Genomic DNA, 26,727 nt, shown 5'->3' with positions numbered 1-26,727 from the left:
TTCAATACTCCCTTACGCGCGTTCGCGGTCGCGACGAGGTTGACGCGGAGCCGCGCCTTCCTGTGCTTCTGCGTGACGGCGGTCATGCGCTTGCGGATCATGCTCAAGGATTTCACCTTTGAAGATCCAGACCTTCACACCGATGATCCCGTAAGGGGTCGAGGCTTCGGACAGGGCATAGTCAATGTCGGCGCGCAGCGTGTGCAGCGGCACCCGCCCCTCACGGTACCATTCGGTCCGTGCGATTTCCGCGCCACCCAGACGACCGGCGACATTCACACGGATGCCAAGGGCACCGATCCGCATCGCGCTTTGCACGCCACGCTTCATGGCGCGACGGAAAGACACCCGGCGTTCCATCTGCTGCGCGATCGACTCGGCCACCAGCTGCGCGTCGAGTTCCGGCTTGCGGACTTCGACGATATTCAGGTGCAGTTCCGACTTCGTGAACGCCGTCAATTTCTTGCGCAGCGTTTCGATGTCGGCACCCTTTTTGCCGATGATCACACCCGGACGTGCCGCGTGAATCGTGACCCGGCACTTCTTGTGCGGGCGTTCGATGATCACCTTGCTGATGCCGGCCTGCTTGGCTTCTTCGTGAATGAATTCACGCATCCGCAGATCTTCCAGCAGCAGGTTGCCATAGTCTTTCGACTCGGCGAACCAACGGCTGTCCCAGGTGCGGTTGACCTGGAGGCGCATCCCGATCGGGTTAACCTTCTGTCCCATTATGCCGACTCCCCGGACTGACGAACCTTGATGGTGATTTCAGAGAACGGCTTCATGATCTTGCCGAAACGGCCCCGTGCCCGCGGACGGCCACGCTTCATCACAAGGTTCTTGCCACACCAGGCTTCGGCAACGATCAGGCTGTCGACGTCCAGGCCATGGTTGTTTTCAGCGTTCGCAATCGCGGACTGCAGGCACTTCTTCACATCAGCCGCGATGCGGCGCTTCGAGAAGGTCAGGTCTGCCAAGGCCTTTTCAACCTTTTTGCCACGGATCAGACCGGCAACCAGGTTGAGCTTTTGCGGCGAGGTGCGCAGCATCCGGCTGATCGCCATCGCTTCGTTGTCCGCCACGCGGCGCGGATTCTTTTCCTTGCTCATGGCTTACTTCCTCTTGGCTTTTTTATCGGCGGCGTGACCGTAATAGGTCCGCGTCGGCGAATATTCACCGAACTTCTGACCAATCATCTCTTCGGTGATCGCAACCGGAATGTGCTTGTGGCCGTTGTAGACCCCAAAGGTCAGACCGACAAACTGCGGCAGGATGGTGGAACGACGCGACCAGATCTTGATCACTTCGCTTTTGCCCGACTCGCGCGATTTTTCTGCCTTTTTCAGGACATAGCCATCGACGAACGGGCCTTTCCAAATGGAACGTGACATGGATTAGCGGCCCTTTTTCTTGGCGTGACGCGAGCGGAGGATGTACTTGTCCGTCTCTTTGTTCGACCGGGTGCGGTTTCCCTTGGTGCCCTTGCCCCATGGCGTAACCGGGTGACGACCACCGGAGGTCCGGCCTTCACCACCACCGTGCGGGTGGTCGATCGGGTTCATCGCGACACCGCGAACGGTCGGACGCACGCCCATGTGGCGCTTGCGGCCAGCCTTGCCGAGGTTCTGGTTCGAATGGTCAGCGTTCGACACGGCACCGATGGTGGCCATGCATTCCTGACGCACCAGACGCAGCTCGCCCGAAGACAGGCGGATCTGGGCATAGCCACCATCACGGCCGACGAACTGGGCATAGGTGCCAGCCGCACGTGCGATCTGACCACCCTTGCCGGGCTTCATCTCGACGTTGTGGACAATGGTACCGATCGGCATGCCCGAAAACGGCATGGCGTTGCCCGGCTTCACGTCGGTCTTTGCGCCGGCGATCACCGAATCGCCAACAGCCAGACGCTGTGGTGCCAGGATGTAGGAAAGTTCGCCGTCCGCGTATTTCACGAGGGCGATGAAAGCGGTGCGGTTCGGATCGTATTCGATCCGCTCGACGACCGCTGCAATATCGAATTTACGACGTTTGAAATCCACAATGCGGTACAGGCGCTTTGCGCCGCCGCCCTTGTGCCACATCGTGATACGTCCGGTGTTGTTCCGTCCACCCGTCTTGGTCAAGCCTTCTACAAGGCCCTTGACCGGGCGTCCTTTCCACAGCTCCGAACGGTCGATCAGAACCAACCCGCGTTGGCCAGGCGTCGTCGGTTTATACGACTTGAGTGCCATGCTCTCTGTCTTCCGTCAGCTAGAGGGTCTGATGGTCAGACCCGAATTATAGGGCCCCGAAGGTCCCCGGTTTATAGGGCCCCGAAGGTCCCCGGTGGTGTGATCGGCCTGGATATACCAGCCCGATTTCGCAAAAAACCCGCGGCCCCGGAAAACCGGGGCCGCAAGATTCGCTGGCTTCTATCAGAGGCCCGTAGAGACGTCGATAGTGTTACCCTCTTCGAGCGTAACATAGGCCTTCTTCTTGTCGGACCGGACACCGGGACGACCCTTGAACCGCTTGGTCTTGCCCTTGGTGATGGTGGTGTTGACCGCCTTCACCTTGACGCCAAAGACAGCCTCGATGGCCTCTTTGATCATCGGCTTGGTCGCGTCCATATCCACCTGAAACACCACCGCGCCATGCTCCGAAGCCATGGTGGCCTTCTCGGTGATGATCGGCTTCTTGATCAGGTCGTAGTGCTGGGGTTTCGCGCTCATTTCAGACGAGCCTCCAATGCTTCGAGTCCTGCCTTGGTGATCACAAGCTGATCCCGCTTCAGGATATCATAGACGTTGGCGCCCATCGTCGGCAGAACGTCGATCCCTTCGATGTTGCGCGCGGCCAGAGCAAAGCCCTGATCCACAGCCGCACCGTCGATGATCAGAACGCGCTTCCAGCCGAGTTCCTTCGCCTGTTTCGCCAGGATCGCGGTCTTGGCTTCCGCCATCGCCAGCGTGTCCAGGATGATCAGTTCACCCGCCTTGGCCTTGGCCGACAGCGCGTGACGCAGACCCAAGGCGCGAACCTTTTTCGGCAGGTCATGCGCGTGGCTGCGCGGGGTCGGGCCCTTGACGACACCACCCTTGCGGAAGATCGGCGCCTTGCGCGACCCGTGGCGTGCGCCACCGGTGCCTTTTTGGCGATAGATCTTCTTGGTCGAGTAGGACACTTCGGCGCGGGTCAGCGTCGAATGGGTGCCAGCCTGGGCTTTCGCCCGCTGCCAACGCACCACGCGATGCAGAATGTCTGCGCGCGGGTCCAGACCGAACAGGTCGTCGTTCAGATCGACCGAACCGGCCTTGCCGCCGTCGAGTTTCAGGACATCAAGTTTCATGCTTCACCGCCTTCGGACTTCTTGGTGCCCTCGTCAGCGCCTTCGGCAGGCTCGTTGCCTGCATTCAGCGCCTCTTCGGCTGCCTTGGCTTCCAGAGCGTCCTGCTCGGCGGCCTGTGCGGCCAGACGAGCTTCTTCTGCTGCTGCGGCTTCAGCTGCTGCGGCTGCGGCTGCAGCCTCTGCGGCTTCACGCGCGGCTTTGGCAGCGGAACGCAGAGCTGCCGGGATGATCACCGAATCCGGAACCGGCTTCTTCACCGCGTCCTTGACCGTGACCCAGCCACCTTTCGATCCGGGGACAGCGCCCTTGACCATGATCAGACCACGGTCGGCATCGGTGCGGATGACCTGCAGGTTCTGCGTGGTCACGCGCACGGCACCCAGATGGCCCGCCATTTTCTTGCCCTTGAACACCTTGCCGGGGTCCTGGCACTGGCCGGTCGAGCCGTGCGAACGGTGCGACACCGACACACCGTGCGACGCCCGCAGACCACCGAAGTTGTGCCGCTTCATCGCACCGGCAAAACCTTTACCGATCGAGGTGCCGGCGATGTCCACGAACTGACCGGGGAAATAATGGTCAGCGGTGATTTCCTCACCCACGTCGATCATGCAGTCGTCGGTCACCCGGAACTCTGCCACTTTCCGCTTCGGCTCAACGCTCGCCTTGGCAAAGTGGCCGCGCATCGCAGCCGAAGTCCGCTTGGCCTTGGCCGTACCGGCACCAAGCTGAACAGCCGTATAGCCATCCTTGTCGGCGGTCCGCTGGGCTACAACCTGCAGATTGTCCATGTGCAGAACCGTGACCGGAACCTGCTTGCCGTCTTCGAGGAACAACCGGGTCATGCCCAGTTTCTTCGCAATAATACCAGAGCGCATCTGTTTCGTGCCCCCTTATACTTTGATTTCGACGTCAACGCCGGCAGCCAGGTCGAGCTTCATCAGCGCGTCCACGGTCTGCGGGGTCGGATCGACGATATCAAGAAGACGCTTGTGCGTGCGGATTTCCCACTGGTCGCGCGACTTCTTGTCGATATGCGGACCACGGAGAACCGTGAATTTCTCAATCTTGTTCGGCAGCGGGATCGGCCCGCGAACCTGTGCGCCTGTGCGTTTGGCCGTATTGACGATTTCCTGGGTGCTGGCGTCCAGCACGCGGTAATCGAAGGCCTTCAGGCGAATGCGAATGGTCTGACCTTGCATTTCTTGTTCCTTCGGAACGTAGACAGGGCAACATGCCCGGCCCATAGGTTCACATTTGTGGATGGTCTGCGGCGCGCCCGGGCTCCGGGCGCGCCGCGTGTCACTAACCTGTCATCCCCCATACAACAAGGGGATTCGGTACGATCAGGCGATGATTTTCGACACCACGCCTGCGCCGACGGTGCGGCCGCCTTCGCGGATGGCGAAGCGCAGTTTTTCTTCCATCGCGATCGGGGCGATCAGTTCGACGTTGAACTTCAGGTTGTCGCCCGGCATCACCATCTCGGTGCCTTCGGGCAGCTGAACCATCCCGGTCACGTCGGTGGTGCGGAAGTAGAACTGCGGACGGTAGTTCGCAAAGAACGGCGTGTGACGGCCGCCTTCTTCCTTGGTCAGGATATAGGCCTCGGCTTCGAACTTGGTGTGCGGGTTCACCGACTTCGGCTTGCACAGCACCTGGCCACGTTCCACGCCTTCACGGTCGATGCCGCGCAGCAGCACGCCGACGTTGTCGCCAGCCTCACCACGATCCAAGAGCTTGCGGAACATTTCCACGCCGGTGCAGACTGACTTCTTGGTGTCGCGGATGCCGACGATTTCCACTTCGTCGCCAACGTTGATCACGCCACGCTCCACACGACCGGTCACAACCGTGCCGCGGCCCGAGATCGAGAACACGTCTTCGATCGGCATCAGGAACGGCTGGTCAACCGCACGCGCCGGGGTCGGGATATATTCGTCAACGGCCTTCATCAGGGCGTGGATCGAATCTTCGCCGATGTCCTTGCGCTCACCGATCATCGCCTGATGGGCCGAGCCCTTGATGATCGGAATGTCATCGCCCGGGTATTCGTAGGACGAGAACAGCTCGCGGATTTCCATTTCCACCAGCTCGATCAGCTCTTCGTCATCCACAAGGTCAACCTTGTTCATGTAGCAGACCATGTAGGGAATGCCGACCTGACGGCCGAGCAGGATGTGCTCGCGCGTCTGCGGCATCGGGCCGTCCGAGGCCGCACAGACCAGAATGGCACCGTCCATCTGCGCCGCACCGGTGATCATGTTCTTCACATAGTCAGCGTGGCCGGGGCAGTCGACGTGGGCGTAATGACGGTTCGGGGTTTCATATTCAACGTGAGCGGTCGAAATCGTGATCCCACGGGCCCGCTCTTCCGGCGCACCGTCAATCTGGTCATAGGCGCGGAATTCGCCATAATACTTCGTGATCGCCGCCGTCAGCGTCGTCTTGCCGTGGTCAACGTGGCCAATCGTGCCAATGTTGACGTGCGGTTTGTTCCGTTCAAACTTTGCCTTTGCCATCTGGGCAACTCCTCATTCATGTGTCGGATGCGGCGGGGATCGCCCCGCCCTACGGGATTGGTAGGGCGGGGTTAACCCCGCCGCACCGTTAAGCGTATTTCTTCTGGATCTCGTCCGAGATGTTCTGCGGCACCGCGTCGTAGTGATCGAACTCCATCGAGAACACGGCGCGTCCGCTTGTCATCGAGCGCAGCGTGTTGATGTAGCCGAACATGTTTGCCAGCGGGACCATCGAAGAGATCACGTTGGCATTGCCGCGGCTGTCCTGGCCGGTCACCATGCCCCGACGCGAGGTCAGGTCGCCGATGACGCCGCCGGTATATTCTTCCGGGGTAACGACTTCGACTTTCATGATCGGTTCCAGCAGTTTCGCGCCGGCCTTCTTCAGCCCTTCGCGCATTGCGGCGCGCGACGCGATTTCGAACGCCAGAACGCTGGAGTCCACATCGTGGTAAGCGCCGTCGATCAGGGCAACCTTGAAGTCGATGACCGGGAAGCCTGCCAGCGGACCGGAATCCATCACCGACTTGATGCCTTTTTCGACACCGGGGATGTATTCCTTCGGCACCGCACCACCAACGATCTTGGTTTCGAACGAATAGCCTTCGCCCGGCTCCGTCGGCGAGATCACCAGCTTCACGCGGGCAAACTGCCCCGTACCACCGGTCTGCTTCTTGTGCGTGTAGTCGATTTCATGCTCGCGCGAAATCGTCTCACGATAGGCCACCTGTGGGGCACCGATGTTCGCCTCGACCTTGAACTCGCGACGCATGCGGTCAACGAGGATGTCGAGGTGAAGTTCGCCCATGCCCTTCATGATGGTCTGGCCCGATTCAATATCGGTTTCCACACGGAAGGACGGGTCCTCGGCCGCCAGACGGGCCAAAGCGATGCCCATCTTTTCCTGGTCGGCCTTGGTTTTCGGTTCCACCGCGATCTCGATCACCGGGACCGGGAAGGTCATGGTTTCCAGAACAACGGGGGCCGCCGGATCACACAGGGTGTCCCCGGTGGTGGTTTCCTTCAGACCGCCAAGCGCGATGATGTCGCCGGCAAAGGCTTCGGTGATTTCCTCACGCTCGATGGCGTGCATCATCATCATGCGGCCAACGCGCTCTTTGCGCTGCTTGGTCGCGTTCAGCATGCCGTCGCCCTTGGCCAGCTTGCCCGAATAGATCCGGGTAAAGGTCAGCGAGCCCACGAAGGGGTCGTTCATGATCTTGAACGCCAGGGCCGAGAACGGCTGGGCGTCATCGGCCGAACGGGCGATGTTACGGGTTTCCGACTCGTCACCCGGGGCAAAGCCCATGTAGGGCGGCACGTCCAGCGGGCTGGGCAGATAGTCGATCACGGCGTTCAGCAGCGGCTGCACACCTTTGTTCTTGAACGAAGACCCGGCCATCACGGGGATGAACTCGATCGCCAGCGTGCCCTTGCGGATCAGCTCGCGCAGCTTTTCCGGCGACGGCTCATTGCCTTCGAGATAGGCTTCCATCGCCTCGTCGTCCTGGCCCACTGCGGTTTCCAGCAGGTTCAGACGCCATTCGTCGGCTTCGTCCTTCAACTCGGCACGGATCGGCTGGCGCTTCCAGGAGGCGCCCAGATCTTCGCCCTCATAGACCCATTCTTCCATGGTCACGAGGTCGATGATGCCTTCCAGCTTGTCTTCGGCGCCGATCGGAAGAACGATCGGAACAGCATTGGCACCGGTCCGGTCCTTGATCATGCGCACGCATTTCATGAAGTCTGCGCCGGTCTTGTCCATCTTGTTGACGAACACGATCCGCGGAACCTTGTAGCGGTCAGCCTGACGCCACACGGTTTCGGTCTGCGGCTCAACCCCTGCGTTGCCGTCCAGAAGGACGACAGCGCCATCAAGCACCGCAAGCGACCGTTCGACTTCGATGGTGAAGTCCACGTGGCCGGGGGTGTCGATGATGTTGAAACGGTATTTGTCTTTTGCAGCGTGGTCCAGACCCGGATCAATGGTGCGTTCCCAGAAGGTGGTGGTCGCAGCCGAGGTGATCGTGATTCCACGCTCTTGCTCTTGCTCCATCCAGTCCATCGTTGCGGCGCCATCATGCACCTCACCGATCTTGTGGGATTTGCCTGTGTAATACAGGATGCGCTCGGACGTGGTGGTCTTGCCGGCATCGATATGGGCGATGATGCCGAAGTTACGATAGCGCTCAAGCGGATAGTCGCGTGCCATGTAAACCCCTTACCAGCGGTAGTGGCTGAACGCTTTGTTTGCGTCGGCCATCTTGTGGGTGTCTTCGCGCTTTTTCACGGCCGTACCACGGTTGTTCACCGCGTCCGAGAGTTCAGCAGCCAGACGTTCTTCCATGGTGTTCTCGTTGCGCTTGCGGGCAGCGATGATCAGCCAGCGGATGGCCAGAGCTTCGCGGCGCTCGGTGCGCACTTCGACCGGAACCTGGTAGGTGGCCCCCCCGACGCGGCGCGAACGCACTTCGACGGATGGTTTCACGTTTTCCAGCGCTTCATGGAAAGCCGAGATCGGTTCGCGCTTCAGGCGGGTTTCCACACGGGAAAGCGCACCGTAAACGATGGATTCTGCAACGGATTTCTTCCCGTCCAGCATCAGGTTGTTCATGAATTTGGTCAGAACCCGGTCACCATATTTGGCATCGGGCAGGATTTCGCGTTTTTCAGCGGCGTGACGACGAGACATGTTTCAAACCCTCACTTCGGACGCTTCGCGCCGTATTTCGAACGACGCTGACGACGATCTTTAACGCCCTGGGTATCCAGAACACCGCGCAGGATGTGATAACGCACACCCGGAAGGTCTTTGATACGGCCGCCACGGATCAGAACCACGGAGTGCTCCTGAAGGTTGTGCTTTTCGCCGGGGATGTAGCAGATGACCTCAAAGCTGTTGGTCAGACGCACCTTGGCGACTTTCCGCATAGCCGAGTTCGGCTTCTTCGGGGTGGTGGTGTAGACGCGCGTGCAAACGCCACGCTTCTGTGGGCAACCTTCCAAGTGCTGCGACTTGGACTTGCGCACGTTAGGCTCCCGCGGTTTGCGGATGAGCTGCTGAATAGTCGGCATTCACGTTCCTCGTGTTGCTGTCAATACTCGCCCCGGACCTCGGGGCACTGCTTCTCGACGTGTGCCGTGCGCGAATCGCAAAGCACAAAACCGCAATCATCCCCATCGCAGGGATGACGCGGTGGACTTCCAGAGGATCGGGGCTTTTCAGCCCGGATCTTGACCACATCAAGCATTCTGGTTCCGAAATGCCGATCTCTCTGCATGTCAGATAGGCGGGCGTATAGGGGGAGTCGCGCGGGTTGTCAACAGCGGCGCCCTTGCTGCACAAGGCAAAGCCGGGGCAGATCACCGCGCAGAGGGTGCCGGGCGGGTCTTGATCTTGCGTTCGCGCCACAGGGTAAAGATACCGGTCGCCACGACCAGTGCAGCACCCAGCAGGGTCAACGGGTCGGGCCAGGACCCGAACACCAGCCAGCCCAGAAAGATCGCCCAGATCAGCGCGGTATAGCGGAAGGGCGCAACAAAGCTGATGTCTCCCACCCGCATCACCATCACCGCAAACAGATAGCCCACCACCAGCGCCATCGACGCCGCCACCACCAATCCGCCCTGCGCAAGGGTCAAGGGCTGCCAGCCGCCAGGCAGGCTGGCCAGCCCCGCAGCCAGCGTCACGGCAATCGACGCATAAACCGCCACCATCACCGAAGGCACCGCGCGGCTGAGACTCCGTGTGGTCAGATCTCGCACCACGACAAAAGCCACCGACACCAGCCCCATCAGCGACCAGACATCAAACCCGTCCGGGCCCGGGCGAATGATGATCAGCACCCCGACAAAGCCAATCAGAATGGCCGTCATCCGCCGCCAGCCGACGCGGTCCTTGAACACCAGCGCCGCCGCCAGGGTCACCGCAAGCGGCAGCGCCTGCATGATGGCCGACAGATTGGCCAAGGGCATATGCATCAGGGCCGCCAGAAACAGGACTGTCGAGACAATCTCGGCCAGGCAGCGGACGGCGACAATAACGCCATCGCGCCGCGGCAGCGACGGCTGCCACTGCCCCATCACCCGCGCCAGCACGATCAGGCCAACCAGCATCAGCATCCCGCGCATCGCAATCGCCTGAAACAGCGGAACACCTTGGGTCAGGGCCTTCATCGCGGCGTCATTCAGCGTGAAGGCCGCCATGGCCACCATCATATAGATTGCACCGCGCGCATTGTCGGAAAGCTGCATCATCGTCTCCTGCCCCTTTTTTCTGCTTAGGTTGCAGGACGCCCGCCGGAAAGGGGCAGACATGTGTGGGGTACAATCATGGATAGGCCTGCCCTGCCCCTCGCGCTGGTCAATCCCCGTCTGCCTGCTACTGTGACCCGATGGAAACAGAGGTGCATGATGCGGTTTTTCGATTTTTCGTCCTGGCAAGGCATCCTGACCACATTACTGGGTCTGACGCTGATCACCCTGATCGGGGTCGGCATCCGGGTGGTCATGATGCTGACGCTGCAGGCCCGCCAGCAGCGGATGAACCGGCAGATCAATGAACGGCTGAAAACCCTGATCGCGGCCTATAAGGTGCTGGGCGGCTCATTCACCGGGCAATTGACCGTCAGCCCCGCCCACCTGCGCGATCTGCGCAGCCAGTCCCAGGCAGAGGGGGAAGCGGGCTCTGACAGCGCCTCCCCCGGCGCCGAACGGGCCCGCCGCATCCGCGACGCGGTCGAAGGCGCGCTGTCCGACATCCTGCTCTTGGGCACCGAAGAGCATGTGCGGCTGGCCGGTCAAGCCGCGCGCGATATGGTGGCGGGCCGCCCGATCCACACCGGCGAACTGGTGACCTCGCTGCGGACCTATATCCGCCGGGCGCTGGATCTTGATCCGGTCCCGCCCGAAGTGACCATCCCGGCCCAGGGCCCCACCCGCCCCGCCTCGAGCAGTGGCAATCGCTCCGGTGGCCGGAGCGGTGACCCGGCACGCGCAGGCGGTGGTGCGGGGGGAGGCGGCGGCGGCGGCGGGGCCGGCATGGGCATGGGCCTTGGCGCAGGCAGCCGTAGCGGGGACGACGCCTGACGCCCCGCCACGCGCCGATGACAGGGGCAGGACCACAGTCCCGCCCCCATCCCTTGCCAGCGGCGGCTCAATGCGTCGCGCCAGATCCACCGACAGCAATTATGGTATAGGGAACGCCCTCCACCGGGATCTGCCGCACCTCGGTCAGAGTCTCGGTCGAGATCATGCGCACCATCCCCTGCAACGGATCAGTGATCGCGATATGGTCGCCCGCCACCGCCAGACGCGGGCGCGGGTCGCGCCAGTGGCCATCCATCGAATAGGGGTCGGTCACTGTCACACTCTGCTTGATCTCGCCGGAAAGGATGTCCAGCAGGTGCAGCTGTCCGTCTTCGGTCAAGATATAGACGTTGCGCGCAATCACCGGGTCCAGCGCAAAATCCACCCGCCGCGTCGGCAGGTCAATCTTGCGGAACGGGGCGTCACTGCCCGGCTCGATCAGAACCACGGCATCAGGTCCATAATTGCCAAGAAAGACCTGCAGCGCCGTGCCGCCCTTGAGGGTCGAGACATTGCCCTCCCCCAGTTCAGCGGTCGGCACATGAATCAGGTCCGGTGCGGCACCCGCCTGCCCCGGCGATGCAAAGACCACGCCATCCTTGCAGCCAAAGGCAAAAACCCGCGCCGATTGCGCCTGCCCATGCACAGCGGGGCAGGGCATGACCTCGCCGATCTGCGCGCCAGCCTTGTCAATCACCTTCAACCCGACACGCGGTTGCTCGGGGTCGTCATGCGGAACCGACACCACCATGTAATCGCCCATCGGCGCGGCCAACCCGTGATGCGCCGCACCCGGCGACAGCGTTTCAGGGGCATGGCGACCCTGCAGCAGCCCCAATTCTGAAAACACCGTCACGTCGCCGGTGCCATCATCAAACAGCGCGATCCGGCCAGACCCTTCGACCACATGCGCGGGCTTTGTCCCGGTCAGGGTGATCTCCAGCAGCGCCGGATCTGCAAGCGTGATATCGGCATGGTCGCCGTGATCCTCCAGCGCGATGCCGGTATCGATCACTGCCACCTTGGCGGCATCGCCCTGCACCGCAAAGACGAAGCGCCCGCTGGCGCTGGCGGTCAAGGCCGGGGTCATGTCGATGTCAAAAGCCGCCAGGGCTTCGCCGCTTTCGGCGTCAATCGCGCGAACCACACCTTCAGCGTGGTCGCCGATGAACAGGCGATAATGCGTTTCAGCGTCTTCAGCCAAAGCACCGGCTGCCGACAGAACGGTCAGCGCGGCAGAGGCCAGAAGTCGTGAAGATACAGATGCTATGCGGGTCATACCCACCTCCGGTTTGTTAAGTCCGGTACAGTTACAGTATAACATTGCATTACACCAGAGCGGAGTGCCCCGAACCAGCCAGATACAGCCCCTCCCCGGCCCGTCCTGTGGTGAGTGTTAAAAATAGGTAAACTCAGAATTTCAACTCATTGATTTTCTTATTATAAAATCTTGTAACACAGTGGGACACCTCGGGCAGCCGGGCCCACTCCGCACAAAAGAAAACCCCCGCCGACATCACTGTCGGCGGGGGTTGATGTTTCAATGGGTCAGATCAATCCCGGCTGTCGAACGGGTCAGACAAGGGGGCGTCCTTGACCATCACGTCTTCCATCGGGGCGGCCAGAGCAGCGGCCTGTTCAGCCTCCCCCCGACGCGCCTCGATCACATCGGTGTCCCGATCGGCCGCAATCTTCTTGACCTTGCTTGTGGCCCCGCCGGTGCCAGCCGGGATCAACCGGCCGACGATGACGTTTTCTTTCAGACCGACCAGCTTGTCGCGCTTGCCCTGCACCGAAGCCTCGGTCAGCACCCGCGTGGTTTCCTGGAAGGACGCTGCCGAGATGAACGACCGGGTCTGCAAGGACGCCTTGGTGATCCCCAAGAGCACGGGTTCTGCCCGGGCTTCACGGCCACCGCGATTGCGTGCCTTCACGTTCTCTTCGTCCAGCTCGATCTTCTCGATCTGCTCGCCTTTCAGCAGCGTGGTATCGCCACCGTCCAGCACTTCCAGCTTGACCAGCATCTGGCGAACGATCACCTCGATGTGCTTGTCGTTGATCTTCACGCCCTGCAGGCGGTACACATCCTGCACTTCGTCGATCATGTAGTTTGCAAGCGCCTCGACGCCCATGATCCGCAGAATATCGTGCGGAGCCGGGTTGCCGTCCATGATGTAGTCGCCCTTCTGGACAAAATCACCCTCCTGAACCGGAATGTGCTTGCCCTTGGGGATCATGTATTCGACGGCCGTCATCGTCTCATCCACGGGTTCGACCGTGATGCGACGCTTGTTCTTGTAGTCCTTGCCGAAGCGGACGTAGCCGTCCATTTCCGCGATGATCGCGTGATCTTTCGGGCGACGGGCCTCGAACAGTTCCGCCACGCGGGGGAGACCCCCGGTGATGTCCTTGGTCTTGGCGCCTTCGCGCGGGATCCGGGCCACAACGTCGCCCGGCCGGATGTCCTGGCCCTCTTCGACAGAGAGGATCGCGTCCACCGACATCGGATAGGAAATCGGATTGCCGTTTTCGCCGCGCACCGGTTCACCCGTGGCCGGATCCATCACGATGACCTCTGGCTTCAGATCATTGCCCTTGGGCGCGGAACGCCAGTCGGACACGATCTTCTGGGTCATGCCAGTCGCATCGTCGGTATCATCGCGGACCGAAATCCCCGAGATCAGATCCACGAACTTCGCAACCCCGCCCTTTTCGGCGATGATCGGCAGAGTATAGGGGTCCCATTCGAACAGTTTGGCACCGCGCTTGACCTCGGCCCCGTCCTTGACGTGGATCTTGGAGCCATAGGTGATCTTGTGAACCGCCCGCTCCTGACCCACATCGTCGATGATCGCAATCGACATGTTCCGGCCCATCACGATCAGCTCGCCCATCGCGTTTTCCAGAAGGTTCGCGTTGCGGAACTCGATCTTGCCTTCCTGGCTGGCTTCCAGGAACGACTGCTGGCCGCCCTGCGCAATGCCCCCGATGTGGAAGGTCCGCATCGTCAGCTGGGTGCCGGGTTCACCGATGGACTGGGCGGCGATGATGCCGACCGCCTCACCGCTGTTGACCAGCGTCCCACGGGCAAGGTCGCGCCCGTAGCACATGGCGCAAACGCCCTCCTCTGCCTCACAGGTCAGCGGGGACCGGATACGCATGACGGCAACACCGGCCTGATCGATCAGGTCGGACCGACGCTCGTCGATCAGCTCGCCCGCAGCAACAAGAACCTCGTCCGTTCCCGGAACCAGCACATCATCAGCCGAGACCCGGCCAAGGACGCGGTCTGCCAGCGTCTGGATCACTTCCCCGTCGTTGACGGCGGCCTGTGCCGTGATCGCTCGGTCGGTACCACAATCATGGGCCCGCACGATGCAATCCTGCGCCACGTCCACCAGACGGCGGGTCAGGTAGCCCGAGTTCGCGGTCTTCAACGCCGTATCCGACAGACCCTTGCGGGCACCGTGGGTGGAGTTGAAGTATTCAAGAACGGTCAGACCTTCCTTGAAGTTCGAGATGATCGGCGTCTCGATGATCGCGCCATTTGGCTTCGACATCAGGCCGCGCATCCCGCCCAGCTGTTTCATCTGGCTGACCGAACCCCGGGCACCGGAGTGGGCCATCATATAGACCGAGTTCGGTTCCTGCTCCGCACCCTCTTCATTGAAGCGCGGGGCCGAAATGGTCGACATCATGGCTTCGGTCAGCTTGTCGTTGCACTTCGACCAGGCATCGACAACCTTGTTGTACTTTTCGCCCTGAGTGATCAGGCCGTCCATGTACTGTTGTTCGAATTCCTTCACCTGATCGCGGACTTCGCCCACGATGTCCCACTTGTTTTCCGGGATCAGCATGTCGTCCTTGCCGAACGAGATGCCGGCCTTGAACGCCTCGCGGAAGCCCATGCCCATGATCTGATCGCAGAAGATGACCGACTCTTTCTGACCGCAATAGCGGTAGACAGTGTCGATGACGTTCTGCACGTCTTTCTTCCGGAGCAGGCGGTTGACCAGTTCGAACGGTGCCTTCGCGTTCAGCGGAAGCAGGTTGCCCAGACGCAGACGGCCCGGTGTGGTTTCGTAGCGTTTCCACACTTCGTTGCCATGCGTGTCGATCTGCTTGATGCGCGCCTGAATCTTGGCGTGCAGATGCACCGCACCTGCGGCAAGGGCATGTTCAACTTCGTCCACATTGGTGAACATCATGCCTTCGCCGACCATGCCTTTGCGTTCCATGGTCGTGTAGTACAGACCAAGGACCATATCCTGCGACGGCACGATGATTGGCGCACCGTTGGCGGGCGAGAGCACGTTGTTGGTCGACATCATCAACACGCGGGCTTCCAGCTGGGCTTCCAGCGAAAGCGGCACGTGAACAGCCATCTGGTCGCCGTCAAAGTCGGCGTTGAAGGCCGCACAAACCAGCGGATGCAGCTGGATCGCCTTGCCTTCGATCAGGATCGGCTCGAAGGCCTGAATGCCCAGACGGTGCAGCGTTGGCGCACGGTTCAGCAGAACCGGGTGTTCGCGGATCACCTCGTCAAGGATATCCCAAACCTCGGGGCGTTCCTTTTCCACCAGCTTCTTCGCCTGTTTCACGGTGCTGGAAAGCCCCTTGGCCTCCAGCCGCGAATAGATGAAGGGCTTGAACAATTCGAGCGCCATCTTCTTCGGCAGCCCGCACTGGTGCAGCTTCAATTCCGGCCCGGTGACGATGACCGAACGGCCCGAGAAATCGACGCGCTTACCCAGAAGGTTCTGACGGAAGCGGCCCTGCTTGCCCTTGAGCATGTCGGACAGCGATTTCAGCGGGCGCTTGTTGGTGCCGGTGATCACGCGGCCGCGACGACCGTTGTCGAACAGCGCATCCACAGCTTCCTGCAGCATCCGCTTTTCGTTGCGCACGATGATATCGGGCGCACGCAGTTCGATCAGCCGTTTCAGACGGTTGTTGCGGTTGATCACGCGGCGATAGAGGTCGTTCAAGTCGGACGTGGCAAAGCGGCCGCCATCCAGCGGGACCAGCGGGCGAAGTTCCGGCGGGATGACCGGAAGCACGGTCAGCACCATCCACTCGGGGCGATTGCCGGATTCAAGGAACGACTCAACGATCTTCAGACGCTTGATGATCTTTTTCGGCTTCAGCTCGCCCGTCGCTTCTTTCAGCTCTTCACGCAGCGTGTCGGCGGTCTGTTCCAGATCGATCGCGGCCAGCATTTCGCGGATCGCTTCGGCGCCGATATTGGCAGTGAAGGCGTCTGCGCCGTATTGGTCTTGCGCGTCGAGGAAATCTTCCTCGGTCATCAGCTGACCATAGGTCAGGTCGGTGAGACCGGGTTCGATCACGACGTAGTTTTCAAAGTACAGGATGCGTTCCAGATCGCGCAGCGTCATGTCCAGCATCAGGCCGATGCGGGAGGGCAGCGATTTCAAGAACCAGATGTGCGCGACCGGGGCCGCCAGTTCAATGTGGCCCATCCGCTCGCGGCGGACCTTTTGCAGCGTGACTTCCACACCGCATTTTTCGCAGACAACGCCGCGATATTTCATGCGCTTGTACTTGCCGCACAGGCATTCGTAATCCTTGATCGGGCCAAAGATCCGCGCGCAGAACAGGCCGTCCCGCTCTGGCTTGAACGTACGGTAGTTGATGGTTTCGGGTTTCTTGATCTCGCCGAACGACCACGACAGGATCCGCTCTGGCGAGGCCAGGCTGATCTTGATCTCGTCAAAGGTCTTGACGGGAGCCACCGGATTGAACGGGTTTGTGCTGAGTTCCTGGTTCATTTCAATTCCTTAGAATAAGGGCGGCGGGGGAAGGTGCAGGGCGGGGTGACGCCCGCCCTGCTGAACGCATGTTGGGGTCAACCCCGACGCACGCTCACTCTTCCTCCGCATCCAGGAGTTCCATGTTGAGGCCCAGGCCGCGGACCTCCTTGACAAGAACGTTGAACGATTCTGGCACGCCAGCTTCGAAATTGTCCTCGCCCTTGACGATGCTTTCATAGACCTTGGTCCGGCCGGCCACGTCATCCGATTTGACCGTCAGCATCTCTTGCAGGGTATAGGCGGCACCGTAGGCTTCCAAAGCCCAGACCTCCATCTCCCCAAGACGCTGACCACCGAACTGTGCCTTACCACCCAGCGGTTGCTGGGTAACAAGCGAGTACGGTCCGGTAGACCGGGCGTGCAGCTTGTCATCCACAAGGTGGTGCAGCTTGAGCATGTATTTCACACCCACTGTCACCTTGCGCTGGAACTGCTCGCCCGAGCGACCATCGAACACCACCGACTGACCCGAGGTGTCGAACCCGGCACGCGTCAGCGCGTCGTTCACGTCCACTTCCTTGGCCCCGTCGAACACCGGCGTTGCAATCGGCACGCCCTTGGTCACGTTGCCTGCCAGCTCCAGCAGATCATCGTCGTTGCGGTCTTCAAACGCCTCGGCATAGGTTTCGTCGCCATAAGCGATCCGCATGGCTTCCTTGACCGGGGTCATGTCACCATTGCGGCGGTACTCTTTCAACGCCTCGTCAATCTGGATGCCCAGACCGCGCGCGGCCCAGCCCATGTGGGTTTCCAGGATCTGACCAACGTTCATCCGCGACGGAACCCCAAGCGGGTTCAGCACCAGATCAACGGCGGTGCCATCGGCCAGGAACGGCATGTCCTCGATCGGAACGACCTTGGAGATAACGCCCTTGTTGCCGTGACGACCGGCCATTTTGTCGCCCGGTTGCAGCTTGCGCTTCACCGCGACGAAGACCTTGACCATCTTCATCACGCCCGGAGGCAGATCATCGCCGCGACGGACCTTTTCCACCTTGTCTTCAAAGCGGTGCTCAAGCGCGCGCTTTTGCGCTTCGAACTGATCGTGCAGGGCTTCGACATCCTTGGCCTCGGCTTCTTCGCCAAGGGCAAGCTGCCACCACTGGCCGCGCGACAGCGTGCCCAGCAGTTCTTCGTCGATGGTGGAGCCTGACTTGATGCCTTTCGGGCCTTTGACAGCCGTCTTGCCCATCACCAGCGTTTTCAGACGCGAGTAGATGTTGCGCTCCAGAATGGTCAGCTCGTCATCGCGGTCGCGGGCCAGACGTTCGACTTCTTCCCGCTCGATCTGCAGCGCGCGTTCGTCCTTGTCCACGCCGTGCCGGTTGAACACCCGCACTTCGACGATCGTACCATAGGCACCGGGCGGCAGGCGCAGCGACGTGTCCCGCACGTCGGACGCCTTTTCACCAAAGATGGCGCGCAGCAGCTTTTCTTCCGGCGTCATCGGCGATTCACCCTTGGGGGTGATCTTGCCGACCAGAATGTCGCCCGGCTGCACTTCGGCACCGATGTAGACGATGCCAGCCTCGTCGAGGTTGCGCAGCGCTTCCTCACCGACGTTCGGAATGTCGCGGGTGATTTCCTCTGGCCCCAGCTTCGTATCGCGGGCCGCCACTTCGTATTCCTCGATGTGGATCGAGGTGAACACGTCGTCGCGCAGAATGCGTTCCGAAATCAGGATCGAATCTTCGTAGTTGTAGCCATTCCAAGGCATGAACGCGACGATCACGTTCCGGCCAAGGGCAAGTTCGCCAAAGTCGGTGCAGGGGCCGTCGGCGATGACCTGCGCGCGTTCCACCGTGTCACCCACCTTCACCAGAGGACGCTGGTTGATGCAGGACGACTGGTTTGACCGCTTGAATTTGCGCAGACGGTAGATATCGACGCCCGGCTCACCGGGTTCCAGCATTTCTGTCGCCCGCACAACGATCCGGGTCGCATCGACCTGATCGATGATGCCAGACCGCCGCGCCATGATGGCCGCGCCGGAATCGCGGGCAACCACGGCTTCAATCCCGGTGCCCACGAAGGGCGCATCGGCCTGCAGCAGCGGAACGGCCTGACGCTGCATGTTCGAGCCCATCAGAGCGCGGTTGGCGTCGTCGTTTTCAAGGAACGGGATCAGCGATGCCGCGACGGACACCAGCTGCTTTGGCGAAACGTCGATCAGGTCAATCGCATCTGGCGGGTTCAGCATGAATTCGCCCGCTTTACGCGACGAAATCAGGTCATCGGTGAAGCGCCCTTCGGAATCCTGTGCCGCGTTTGCCTGCGCCACCGTGTGGCGCATTTCTTCGGTCGCCGACATATAGACAACCTCATCGGTCACCTTGTTGTCGATCACCTTGCGGTACGGGGTTTCGATGAACCCGTATTTGTTCACGCGGGCGAAGGTCGCCAAGCTGTTGATCAGGCCGATGTTCTGGCCTTCCGGCGTTTCAATCGGGCACATCCGGCCATAGTGGGTCGGGTGAACGTCGCGCACTTCAAAGCCGGCACGCTCACGGGTCAGACCGCCCGGCCCAAGCGCCGACAGGCGGCGCTTGTGGGTGACTTCCGACAGCGGGTTGGTTTGGTCCATGAACTGCGACAGCTGGCTGGAGCCGAAGAATTCACGCACCGCAGCCGCAGCCGGTTTGGCGTTGATCAGGTCTTGTGGCATGATCGTATCGATTTCCACCGACGACATGCGTTCCTTGATCGCGCGTTCCATCCGCAGCAGGCCGACGCGATACTGGTTTTCCATCAACTCGCCCACAGACCGCACACGGCGGTTGCCGAGGTGGTCGATGTCGTCGATTTCGCCTTTGCCGTCGCGCAGCTCGGTCAGCGCCTTGATACAGGCGATGATGTCATCACGGTCCAGCGTGCGCTGTGTATCGGGCTTGCCCAGATCCAGACGCATGTTCATTTTCACCCGGCCAACGGCCGACAGGTCATAGCGGTCCTTGTCAAAGAACAGCGTGTCGAACAGCTGGCTGGCGGCTTCCACCGTTGGCGGCTCACCCGGACGCATCACACGGTAGATGTCCATCAGCGCGGTGTCGCGGCCCATGTTCTTGTCAGCCGCCATGGTGTTGCGGATGTAGGGGCCGACGTTGACGTTGTCGATGTCCAGAACCGGAATGTCGGTGATGCCCTGATCCAGGAGCACCTTTACGCTGCCGCCCTTGACCTCGCCGTCGCGGTCCAACTCCCACGTCAGCTCATCGCCGGCTTCAACCCAGATCTCGCCGGTTTCTTCATTGATAATGTCTTTGGCCACATAGCGCCCAAGAACATGATCAAACGGCACCAGCAGTTCGGTAACCTCTGCGTCGTCGACCCATTTTTTCACCATCCGCGGCGTGGCTTTCTCGCCCGCTTTCAAGATGACTTCACCGGTGGCCGCATCGACCAAATCAAAGGACGGACGGGTGCCGCGCACACGTTCCGGGAAGAACTTGGTGACCCAGCCTTTGTTCTTCACATATTGGTAATTCACGGTGTTGTAGTAAGCGTCCATGATCGCTTCCTGATCCATGCCAAGGGCATAGAGCAGCGTCGTCACCGGCAGTTTGCGGCGGCGGTCGATCCGGGCGAATACAATATCCTTGGCGTCGAATTCGAAATCGAGCCAGCTGCCACGATACGGAATGATGCGGCAAGCGAACAGCAGTTTGCCCGACGAATGGGTTTTGCCCTTGTCGTGGTCAAAGAACACGCCAGGCGACCGGTGCATCTGGCTGACGATCACGCGCTCGGTGCCGTTCACGATGAACGTGCCGTTCGACGTCATCAGGGGCATGTCGCCCATATAGACGTCTTGTTCCTTGATGTCCTTGACCGACCGTGCCCCGGTGGTTTCATCGACATCAAACACGATCAGGCGCAGCGTCACCTTCAGGGGTGCCGCATAGGTCATGTCGCGCTGCTGGCATTCATCAACGTCGTATTTCGGCTTTTCCAGCTCGTATTTCACGAATTCAAGAACGGCCGTTTCGTTGAAGTCCTTGATCGGGAACACCGACTGGAACGTGCCCTGAATACCTTCGCCGTCGGAAGGTTTCGGACCCTCGCCCGAATTCAGGAACAGGTCGTAAGAAGATTTCTGAACCTCGATCAGGTTCGGCATCTCCAGAACTTCACGGATCTTGCCATAATAACGGCGGATGCGTTTCTGGCCTACATAAGCTTGCGCCATGCTTGTCGTCACCTTTTTTTCTCGTGTCGCTGGCGAATGGCCGTCGGGCCACGGACATTCGCCGCTGGCGAAGGAGGGTTGGCTCTATTCATGCGATCCGTCCCGCAGGACCGCTCCCGAGCCGCGCCGCACCTGGAAAGGCGTTTTCGCGAAAACACCTTTCAAGACGCGATTGGCTGGGGACGGATCTCTCCATCCCCAGCCGTAAATCAGTGCTGCGGTATGACCCGCAACCGCGATTACTTCAGCTCGACCTTGGCGCCAGCTTCTTCCAGCTTCTTTTTGAAGCCTTCTGCGTCAGCTTTGGTCACAGCTTCTTTCACTTTGCCGCCAGCTTCGACCAGATCCTTGGCTTCTTTGAGGCCCAGGCCGGTGATGGTGCGCACTTCCTTGATCACGTTGATCTTGTTCGGGCCAGCGTCGGTCAGGACGACGTCGAACTCGGTCTGCTCTTCAGCCGGAGCAGCTGCAGCAGCCGGACCGGCAGCCATCATGACAGCGCCACCAGCAGCTGGCTCGATGCCATAGGTGTCTTTCAGGATGGTTTTCAGTTCCTGAGCCTGCAGCAGGGTCAGGCCAACGATTTCTTCGGCGAGTTTGTTCAGATCAGCCATTTTTTCATTCCGTTAATAAAGATGGGGTTCCAACGACGTGAGATCAACCCACGCGAGACGCGAAGATCAGGCGGCTGCCTTTTCCTCGATGGTCGACAGGATGCTTGCGATGTTCGAAGCAGGCGCGCCAATCGCACCAGCGATGCCCGAGCCCGGAGCACCGATGCACGACACGATCTGAGCAATAAGCTCTTCACGCGACGGCATGGATGCCACGGCTTTGACACCAGCCTGGTCCAGAACGTCATTGCCCATTGCACCACCAAGGATCACGAACTTGTCGTTCGCCTTGGCATAAGCTTCGGTCACCTTCGCCGCAGCGACAGGATCTTCCGAATAGGCAAGTACGGTCATACCCGTCAGAAGGTCACCCATTTTAGAACCGGGTTTGCCTTCAAGGGCGATCTTGGCGAGCTTGTTCTTGGCAACGCGTACGGACCCACCTACGTCACGCATTTTTGCGCGCAGGTCCTGCATCTGTGCAACCGTCATTCCCGCGTAGTGAGCAATCACCACAACGCCAGAGCTTTCGAAGATTTGGCCGAGTTCCTCGACCACTTTCTCTTTCTGGGCTCTATCCACAGTTTCACTCCAAGTATGGGGGTCTCCCCCCGGCTCAAGTTGGCCCCGATGGTCTGGGGCATTCGGGTCCGCGAAGGGTTCCGTAGGCCAAGATCACCCGAGGGTGATTTTCGTCTCGTTCCCCATCTCAGGCAGGAAGATTAAGGCCATCTGGCCACCCACCGTCTCGGACAGGACCGGGCGTCACCGCCCGGCCATCCCTTCCCCGAAGGGTTGGGAATTCAGGTGCCTCAGGCCGAAGCCGAGGTCAGGTCCACGGCAACGCCGGGGCCCATGGTGGAAGACAGCGACACTTTCTTGACGTAAGCGCCTTTTGCACCGGTCGGACGAGCCTTGGTCACCGCATCGACAAAGGCGCGCACGTTTTCGGCCAGCTTGGCCTCATCGAACGACACTTTGCCGATGCCGGCATGGATCACACCGGCCTTTTCGACCTTGAACTGCACTTCGCCGCCCTTTGCAGCTTCAACAGCCGTTTTCACATCCATCGTCACCGTGCCCACTTTCGGGTTCGGCATCAGGTTGCGCGGGCCGAGGATCTTGCCCAGACGGCCAACGATCGGCATCATGTCCGGTGTTGCAATGCAACGGTCGAACTCGATCTTGCCGGACTGGATGGTTTCCATCAGGTCTTCGGCGCCAACGATATCTGCGCCAGCAGCCTTGGCTTCATCAGCCTTGGCACCGCGGGCGAACACCGCAACGCGCACGGTCTTGCCGGTGCCGTTCGGCAGCTGGACCACACCGCGGACCATCTGGTCTGCGTGACGCGGGTCAACGCCAAGGTTCATCGCGATTTCGATGGTTTCATCAAACTTGGCCGAGGCGGCTTTCTTGATCAGCGCCACAGCATCCTCGACGGAAACCATGGACTTTCCATCGAACAGAGCGCGGGCAGCGGCGGTACGTTTTGCAACTTTTGCCATGATGATCAGCCCTTCACTTCGATGCCGCAGGACTTGGCAGAGCCAAGAATGATCTGCATCGCCGCTTCGATCGAATTGGCGTTCAGGTCTTTCATCTTGGTTTCGGCGATCTGGCGGATCTGTGCCACGCTCACCTTGCCGGCCACCATATGGCCCGGCTTGACCGAGCCCTTGGCACGGTTGCGCTTGCCCACCGGGGGCAGACCAGCGGCCTGCTTGAGCAGGAACGAGGCCGGAGCCGTCTTCAGCTCAAGGCTGAAAGACTTGTCCTGGTAATAGGTGATGATCACGGGCGTCGGGGTGCCGGGGGTGATGTCGGCGGTCTTTGCGTTGAACTCTTTGACAAAGGCCATGATGTTCAACCCGCGCTGACCCAGCGCCGGACCGACTGGCGGGGAGGGGTTTGCCTGTCCCGCTTTGACTTGCAGCTTCAGACTGCCGATAATCTTCTTGGCCATCTGGCCTCTCCTTATTCACTGCGCAGGTTTTGCGCGGTTTAGTGGTTCGGTCCGTCACTGCGACTGCACGCAGCGCTCGCCTCCCACGCGATACACTCAGATCCCCTTGGTGACCTGAGTGAATTCCAATTCGACGGGGGTCGCACGGCCAAAGATCGACACCGACACCTTGAGGCGGCTGTGCTCTTCATCCACGTCCTCGACCATCCCGTCAAAGCCCTCAAACGGCCCGTCCGTGACCTTGACCTTCTCGCCCACATCAAAGCGGATAAGGTTGCGCGGTGCGGCCTCCCCCTCTTCGACACGGTTCAGGATCTGGTTGACCTCCGAATCCCGCATCGGCATTGGCTTGCCCTGCGGACCCAGGAAGCCCGTCACCCGATTGATCGAGGAAATCAGGTGGTACCCCTTGTTCGTCATTTCCATGCGCACCAGCACATAGCCGGGCATGAAGCGGCGCTCCGATGTCACCTTCTTGCCGCGACGAACTTCGATCACCTCTTCGGTGGGGACCATAACTTCGTCAATCTCTTCGCCCAGACCCGCTTCAGCCACGGCCGTCTTGATTTGTTCGGCAACTTTCTTCTCGAAATTCGAGAGAACACTTACCGAGTACCACCGCTTGGCCATGCCTGCTTCACCCTGTCTGCCCGAGCGCCGGGGCACCCGAAATTCTTGCATTTTGAACGACTTACGTGGAAACGCGCGCCGCTTTCCGGAACAAAAAACAGCGCGCAACACGAATCATTGCGCGCCAGACTGCCCCTGAACTGGGGGCCGAATACCGCTCCCGACCTTGGAATTCAAGGGGTAACGCGATCTGCGACTGTCAGAACGATGTCAGAACCGCTGCCAGAGCAGTCCGGATACCGAGGTCAACAAGGCTGAAGAAAGTAGCCGTCAGGGCAGCCATGATGAAAACCATGATCGTGGTCAGCACCACTTCACGCCGGGTGGGCCAGACCACCTTGGCCACTTCGCCGCGCACTTGCTGAACAAACTGAAGGGGATTGGTCTTTGCCATGTGCTGTCCGGTCAAATTTGGGTCTGGGGTCAGATACGCGCTTGGCCGACTGAATTCAAGCCGGAACCGCCCAGGCCCGGGCAGATGAGGACGGGCGCCCCCCATAATAACAGAAAGGCGGCCGCGACCTTGGGCGCGACCGACCGGATCACGGGGCGTCTGGTCAGACCGTGCGACGGCGGCGCAGCCCTGGCAATGCGCCAAGACTCGCCAGCATCAACCAGCCTGCGGCAGGCAGAGGAACTGCCGCCGGGATATCACCCCCGGGAAGCTCTCCCTCCCAGGCTTGCTGGTGAACCTGACCACCCTGATTGAACGCGGCGGCAACCAGCGTCCCATGGATGTTGTTGCCATTCGTCACTGTGGCAAGCGGCGCAAGCACCGATCCGACCCAGCGGTTTCCGATGGTCAGCGACGTTGCCTCGTGGAAATTCCAGATCACGTTTGCGCCTATGCTTTCAAGCGTGTTGAAGGTCTTTGACAGATTGATCGATGTCCCGGACACGTTGATCAGGATCGACAAGGCACCGTTCAGGGTGATGTTCAATTCATTGCGATCAAGAGCCTCGGCCGCAATCGACACAACGGTCTGCTCGCCGGTCAGGCCGACGACCTGCCAACCTTGGGTGCCATTGAAGGCAGAAAGTGCAGCGTTGGCAGCCTGATCGCGGATGTCCTGCGACGCCTGCTTGAGTGTCGCCTCTAACTCTGCCGCAACAGTGCCCAGGCCCGCGACGCCAGTTTGCACAGAACCTGCATTGTTTACCTTGCCCGGCCCGACAATAGCGCCGCCGATTTGCACCGAAGCCCCGCCCTTGGTGTTGACGTCGCCCGAGCGCACATCACCCGCCACCGTCACATCGGCAAAGCCCGAAGGCGGCAGCACATAATTGGTGGTCGTCATTGAACCAGACCCACCAACCAGGTCACCGCCGACAAAGGCACGGCCGTGAACCTGCGAATTGAGGCTGTGGTCACCAAAGACCACAAGGTTGAACTGATTGAGGACTTCATCCGCGGTCAATGTTGCAGCTGAAAGCGGCGCAGCGCCAAGGAACGCAGCAGAGACGAGGCCGCAGAGGGGGATAATCAAGCGAGACATGGCAATGTCCTTCTTACACACAACAATTTGCGGCAGAATTATTTTGCATTCGAGTTTATGTAAATCACTGATCTTAAGATTGGTTAATCCAAACCATCGCGACGCCAACCGGACAAAGACTCTGAGCCGACGCAGAGAAGCACCACCGTCGATGGCGGGCCACGAGAGACACTAAAACATTATATTGGCAGGGGCAGCAGGGCTTGAACCCGCGACCTACGGTTTTGGAGACCGTCGCTCTACCAACTGAGCTATACCCCTACCTTGCCGGGTGGGTTACGGCAGAGGCCCGCGCCCGTCAAGAGGCAAACGCGGTTTCCAGCGCGCCGATGTCAGCTCCGGTCAGCGCAGGCAGCGCCCTGCGGATGCGGTCCAGCGGCTGATCCCACCATGCCAGAGTAATCAGCCGGGCAATGACCTGCGGCGCAAAGCGAAAGCGCAGCACACGCGCCGGATTTCCGGCAACGATGGCATAGTCGGGCATGTCGTGCGCCACCACCGTCCCGGCCCCGACGATCACCCCATTGCCCAGAGTCACCCCCGGCAGAATCAGCGCACCGTGCCCGATCCAGACATCATGGCCGATGACCGTATCGGGCAGGTTGCTGAAACTGTCGCGGTAATCGGCGAGCGTATCCCGGTCAAACACGCCGAACGGATAGGTGGTGAAACCGTCCATGGCGTGATTGGCCGACGCGGTGATGAATCGCGCACCATGGGCGATTTGGCAAAACCGCCCGATGATCAGCCGCTCTGGCGCGCCGGGGTAAAGGTAGGGGGCCAGATGCGCCGCCCAGTCCTGCGGCGGGTTGAAATCATTGGCGTAACTATGGTCACCGATCTGCATGTTGGGGTGATCAATCACCCGGTTCAGATGCACCATATCGGGATGGATGCGGCCGTCTGGAAACACCAGCGGATGCGTGGCGTGTGGATTCAGGAATGGCATGGGGTGCCCTTTCAGCGTGAACAGTTGCGTGAAACGGTTCAGGCGGTCTGGTCCATGTCATCCTCCCTCGGTTGCTTCAGCGGTATCACATCGGGTTCCGACTGGCCAGTCTGG

General features: G+C 60.4%; 25 protein-coding genes and 1 tRNA gene. 1 reads left to right on the top strand and 25 read right to left on the bottom strand.

Annotated elements, in window-relative coordinates:
- Positions 1-12: 12 nt before the first annotated feature.
- The 13 genes from rpsC to CXR43_RS12060 form a co-directional block, all read right to left on the bottom strand.
- A complete protein-coding gene (gene rpsC, locus CXR43_RS12120; protein ID WP_103334347.1) occupies positions 13-729 on the bottom strand; it encodes a 30S ribosomal protein S3 in 717 nt (238 codons plus the stop codon).
- Positions 729-1,109 carry a 50S ribosomal protein L22 gene (rplV, locus tag CXR43_RS12115; RefSeq protein WP_103334346.1) on the bottom strand — a complete coding sequence of 127 codons (381 nt, stop codon included), beginning with the start codon at positions 1,107-1,109 and terminating at the stop codon, positions 729-731. The genes rpsC and rplV overlap by 1 nt, the downstream gene beginning before the upstream one ends.
- A 3-nt stretch (positions 1,110-1,112) precedes the next feature.
- Positions 1,113-1,391, bottom strand: coding sequence for a 30S ribosomal protein S19 (gene rpsS, locus CXR43_RS12110; protein WP_103334345.1), 279 nt, complete (start codon positions 1,389-1,391; stop codon positions 1,113-1,115).
- Positions 1,392-1,394: 3 nt separating this feature from the next.
- Positions 1,395-2,234: a 50S ribosomal protein L2 gene (gene rplB, locus CXR43_RS12105; RefSeq protein ID WP_100195929.1), complete on the bottom strand. Its 840-nt coding sequence runs from the start codon at positions 2,232-2,234 to the stop codon at positions 1,395-1,397.
- Between the two features lie 183 nt (positions 2,235-2,417).
- The gene (locus tag CXR43_RS12100) at positions 2,418-2,714 is read right to left on the bottom strand and encodes a 50S ribosomal protein L23 (RefSeq protein WP_103334344.1); all 297 of its coding nucleotides are present in this window, start codon (positions 2,712-2,714) and stop codon (positions 2,418-2,420) included.
- Positions 2,711-3,331, bottom strand: a complete 621-nt coding sequence (rplD, locus tag CXR43_RS12095; RefSeq protein ID WP_103334343.1) for a 50S ribosomal protein L4 — start codon at positions 3,329-3,331, stop codon at positions 2,711-2,713. The genes CXR43_RS12100 and rplD overlap by 4 nt, the downstream gene beginning before the upstream one ends.
- Positions 3,328-4,209: a 50S ribosomal protein L3 gene (rplC, locus tag CXR43_RS12090; protein WP_103334342.1), complete on the bottom strand. Its 882-nt coding sequence runs from the start codon at positions 4,207-4,209 to the stop codon at positions 3,328-3,330. Before rplC ends, rplD begins: the two co-directional genes overlap by 4 nt.
- A gap of 15 nt (positions 4,210-4,224) precedes the next feature.
- Positions 4,225-4,533: a 30S ribosomal protein S10 gene (gene rpsJ, locus CXR43_RS12085; protein ID WP_023666234.1), complete on the bottom strand. Its 309-nt coding sequence runs from the start codon at positions 4,531-4,533 to the stop codon at positions 4,225-4,227.
- Positions 4,534-4,677: 144 nt separating this feature from the next.
- On the bottom strand, positions 4,678-5,853 hold the full coding sequence (tuf, locus tag CXR43_RS12080) for an elongation factor Tu (protein ID WP_103334327.1): 1,176 nt from the start codon (positions 5,851-5,853) through the stop codon (positions 4,678-4,680).
- An 88-nt stretch (positions 5,854-5,941) separates the two neighbouring features.
- Positions 5,942-8,065, bottom strand: coding sequence for an elongation factor G (gene fusA, locus CXR43_RS12075; protein ID WP_103334341.1), 2,124 nt, complete (start codon positions 8,063-8,065; stop codon positions 5,942-5,944).
- A gap of 9 nt (positions 8,066-8,074) precedes the next feature.
- Complete coding sequence (rpsG, locus tag CXR43_RS12070; protein WP_103334340.1) at positions 8,075-8,545, bottom strand: 30S ribosomal protein S7; 471 nt, start codon at positions 8,543-8,545, stop codon at positions 8,075-8,077.
- An 11-nt stretch (positions 8,546-8,556) separates the two neighbouring features.
- A complete protein-coding gene (gene rpsL / locus CXR43_RS12065) occupies positions 8,557-8,928 on the bottom strand; it encodes a 30S ribosomal protein S12 (RefSeq protein ID WP_103334339.1) in 372 nt (123 codons plus the stop codon).
- A 288-nt stretch (positions 8,929-9,216) separates the two neighbouring features.
- Positions 9,217-10,107 (bottom strand): DMT family transporter, encoded by an 891-nt coding sequence (locus CXR43_RS12060; protein ID WP_103334672.1) that lies wholly within the window; start codon positions 10,105-10,107, stop codon positions 9,217-9,219.
- Positions 10,108-10,266: 159 nt separating this feature from the next.
- Here CXR43_RS12060 and CXR43_RS12055 point away from each other — a divergent pair, with 159 nt between their 5' ends.
- Positions 10,267-10,941 carry a hypothetical protein gene (locus tag CXR43_RS12055; RefSeq protein ID WP_103334671.1) on the top strand — a complete coding sequence of 225 codons (675 nt, stop codon included), beginning with the start codon at positions 10,267-10,269 and terminating at the stop codon, positions 10,939-10,941.
- A gap of 67 nt (positions 10,942-11,008) precedes the next feature.
- Here the strand turns inward: CXR43_RS12055 and CXR43_RS12050 are convergent, their stop codons facing one another.
- From CXR43_RS12050 to CXR43_RS11995, 12 genes are all read right to left on the bottom strand, one after another.
- Positions 11,009-12,220, bottom strand: a complete 1,212-nt coding sequence (locus CXR43_RS12050) for a metallochaperone AztD (protein WP_103334338.1) — start codon at positions 12,218-12,220, stop codon at positions 11,009-11,011.
- 274 nt (positions 12,221-12,494) lie between these two features.
- Positions 12,495-16,730: a DNA-directed RNA polymerase subunit beta' gene (gene rpoC / locus CXR43_RS12045; protein WP_103334337.1), complete on the bottom strand. Its 4,236-nt coding sequence runs from the start codon at positions 16,728-16,730 to the stop codon at positions 12,495-12,497.
- Positions 16,731-16,824: 94 nt separating this feature from the next.
- Entirely contained in the window at positions 16,825-20,958 is a 4,134-nt protein-coding gene (gene rpoB / locus CXR43_RS12040; protein WP_103334336.1) for a DNA-directed RNA polymerase subunit beta, read from the bottom strand.
- Positions 20,959-21,197: 239 nt separating this feature from the next.
- Complete coding sequence (gene rplL / locus CXR43_RS12035; protein WP_103334335.1) at positions 21,198-21,572, bottom strand: 50S ribosomal protein L7/L12; 375 nt, start codon at positions 21,570-21,572, stop codon at positions 21,198-21,200.
- Positions 21,573-21,638: 66 nt separating this feature from the next.
- A complete protein-coding gene (gene rplJ, locus CXR43_RS12030; protein ID WP_103334334.1) occupies positions 21,639-22,154 on the bottom strand; it encodes a 50S ribosomal protein L10 in 516 nt (171 codons plus the stop codon).
- Positions 22,155-22,384: 230 nt separating this feature from the next.
- A complete protein-coding gene (gene rplA, locus CXR43_RS12025) occupies positions 22,385-23,080 on the bottom strand; it encodes a 50S ribosomal protein L1 (RefSeq protein WP_103334333.1) in 696 nt (231 codons plus the stop codon).
- A 5-nt stretch (positions 23,081-23,085) separates the two neighbouring features.
- Positions 23,086-23,538 (bottom strand): 50S ribosomal protein L11, encoded by a 453-nt coding sequence (gene rplK, locus CXR43_RS12020; protein WP_103334332.1) that lies wholly within the window; start codon positions 23,536-23,538, stop codon positions 23,086-23,088.
- A gap of 96 nt (positions 23,539-23,634) precedes the next feature.
- Positions 23,635-24,168: a transcription termination/antitermination protein NusG gene (nusG, locus tag CXR43_RS12015; protein ID WP_103334670.1), complete on the bottom strand. Its 534-nt coding sequence runs from the start codon at positions 24,166-24,168 to the stop codon at positions 23,635-23,637.
- 199 nt (positions 24,169-24,367) lie between these two features.
- Positions 24,368-24,562, bottom strand: coding sequence for a preprotein translocase subunit SecE (gene secE, locus CXR43_RS12010; protein ID WP_103334331.1), 195 nt, complete (start codon positions 24,560-24,562; stop codon positions 24,368-24,370).
- A 163-nt stretch (positions 24,563-24,725) separates the two neighbouring features.
- Entirely contained in the window at positions 24,726-25,772 is a 1,047-nt protein-coding gene (locus CXR43_RS12005; protein ID WP_146036515.1) for a collagen-binding domain-containing protein, read from the bottom strand.
- Positions 25,773-25,849: 77 nt separating this feature from the next.
- Positions 25,850-25,925: transfer RNA gene (locus CXR43_RS12000), tRNA-Trp, on the bottom strand.
- A gap of 37 nt (positions 25,926-25,962) precedes the next feature.
- Positions 25,963-26,613, bottom strand: a complete 651-nt coding sequence (locus CXR43_RS11995; protein WP_103334329.1) for a CatB-related O-acetyltransferase — start codon at positions 26,611-26,613, stop codon at positions 25,963-25,965.
- Positions 26,614-26,727 lie beyond the last annotated feature (114 nt).

Source organism: Pseudotabrizicola formosa (assembly GCF_002900965.1).
Taxonomy (GTDB): Bacteria; Pseudomonadota; Alphaproteobacteria; order Rhodobacterales; family Rhodobacteraceae; genus Pseudotabrizicola; species Pseudotabrizicola formosa.
This window is presented reverse-complemented; position numbering and strand designations above follow the sequence as displayed.

What these genes read in the sequence shown, in the direction of transcription:
- rpsC (WP_103334347.1), bottom strand. Translation starts at nt 729, where the DNA reads ATGGGACAGAAGGTTAACCCGATCGGGATGCGCCTCCAGGTCAACCGC.
- rplV (WP_103334346.1), bottom strand. Translation starts at nt 1,109, where the DNA reads ATGAGCAAGGAAAAGAATCCGCGCCGCGTGGCGGACAACGAAGCGATG.
- rpsS (WP_103334345.1), bottom strand. Translation starts at nt 1,391, where the DNA reads ATGTCACGTTCCATTTGGAAAGGCCCGTTCGTCGATGGCTATGTCCTG.
- rplB (WP_100195929.1), bottom strand. Translation starts at nt 2,234, where the DNA reads ATGGCACTCAAGTCGTATAAACCGACGACGCCTGGCCAACGCGGGTTG.
- CXR43_RS12100 (WP_103334344.1), bottom strand. Translation starts at nt 2,714, where the DNA reads ATGAGCGCGAAACCCCAGCACTACGACCTGATCAAGAAGCCGATCATC.
- rplD (WP_103334343.1), bottom strand. Translation starts at nt 3,331, where the DNA reads ATGAAACTTGATGTCCTGAAACTCGACGGCGGCAAGGCCGGTTCGGTC.
- rplC (WP_103334342.1), bottom strand. Translation starts at nt 4,209, where the DNA reads ATGCGCTCTGGTATTATTGCGAAGAAACTGGGCATGACCCGGTTGTTC.
- rpsJ (WP_023666234.1), bottom strand. Translation starts at nt 4,533, where the DNA reads ATGCAAGGTCAGACCATTCGCATTCGCCTGAAGGCCTTCGATTACCGC.
- tuf (WP_103334327.1), bottom strand. Translation starts at nt 5,853, where the DNA reads ATGGCAAAGGCAAAGTTTGAACGGAACAAACCGCACGTCAACATTGGC.
- fusA (WP_103334341.1), bottom strand. Translation starts at nt 8,065, where the DNA reads ATGGCACGCGACTATCCGCTTGAGCGCTATCGTAACTTCGGCATCATC.
- rpsG (WP_103334340.1), bottom strand. Translation starts at nt 8,545, where the DNA reads ATGTCTCGTCGTCACGCCGCTGAAAAACGCGAAATCCTGCCCGATGCC.
- rpsL (WP_103334339.1), bottom strand. Translation starts at nt 8,928, where the DNA reads ATGCCGACTATTCAGCAGCTCATCCGCAAACCGCGGGAGCCTAACGTG.
- CXR43_RS12060 (WP_103334672.1), bottom strand. Translation starts at nt 10,107, where the DNA reads ATGCAGCTTTCCGACAATGCGCGCGGTGCAATCTATATGATGGTGGCC.
- CXR43_RS12055 (WP_103334671.1), top strand. Translation starts at nt 10,267, where the DNA reads ATGCGGTTTTTCGATTTTTCGTCCTGGCAAGGCATCCTGACCACATTA.
- CXR43_RS12050 (WP_103334338.1), bottom strand. Translation starts at nt 12,220, where the DNA reads ATGACCCGCATAGCATCTGTATCTTCACGACTTCTGGCCTCTGCCGCG.
- rpoC (WP_103334337.1), bottom strand. Translation starts at nt 16,730, where the DNA reads ATGAACCAGGAACTCAGCACAAACCCGTTCAATCCGGTGGCTCCCGTC.
- rpoB (WP_103334336.1), bottom strand. Translation starts at nt 20,958, where the DNA reads ATGGCGCAAGCTTATGTAGGCCAGAAACGCATCCGCCGTTATTATGGC.
- rplL (WP_103334335.1), bottom strand. Translation starts at nt 21,572, where the DNA reads ATGGCTGATCTGAACAAACTCGCCGAAGAAATCGTTGGCCTGACCCTG.
- rplA (WP_103334333.1), bottom strand. Translation starts at nt 23,080, where the DNA reads ATGGCAAAAGTTGCAAAACGTACCGCCGCTGCCCGCGCTCTGTTCGAT.
- rplK (WP_103334332.1), bottom strand. Translation starts at nt 23,538, where the DNA reads ATGGCCAAGAAGATTATCGGCAGTCTGAAGCTGCAAGTCAAAGCGGGA.
- nusG (WP_103334670.1), bottom strand. Translation starts at nt 24,168, where the DNA reads ATGGCCAAGCGGTGGTACTCGGTAAGTGTTCTCTCGAATTTCGAGAAG.
- secE (WP_103334331.1), bottom strand. Translation starts at nt 24,562, where the DNA reads ATGGCAAAGACCAATCCCCTTCAGTTTGTTCAGCAAGTGCGCGGCGAA.
- CXR43_RS11995 (WP_103334329.1), bottom strand. Translation starts at nt 26,613, where the DNA reads ATGCCATTCCTGAATCCACACGCCACGCATCCGCTGGTGTTTCCAGAC.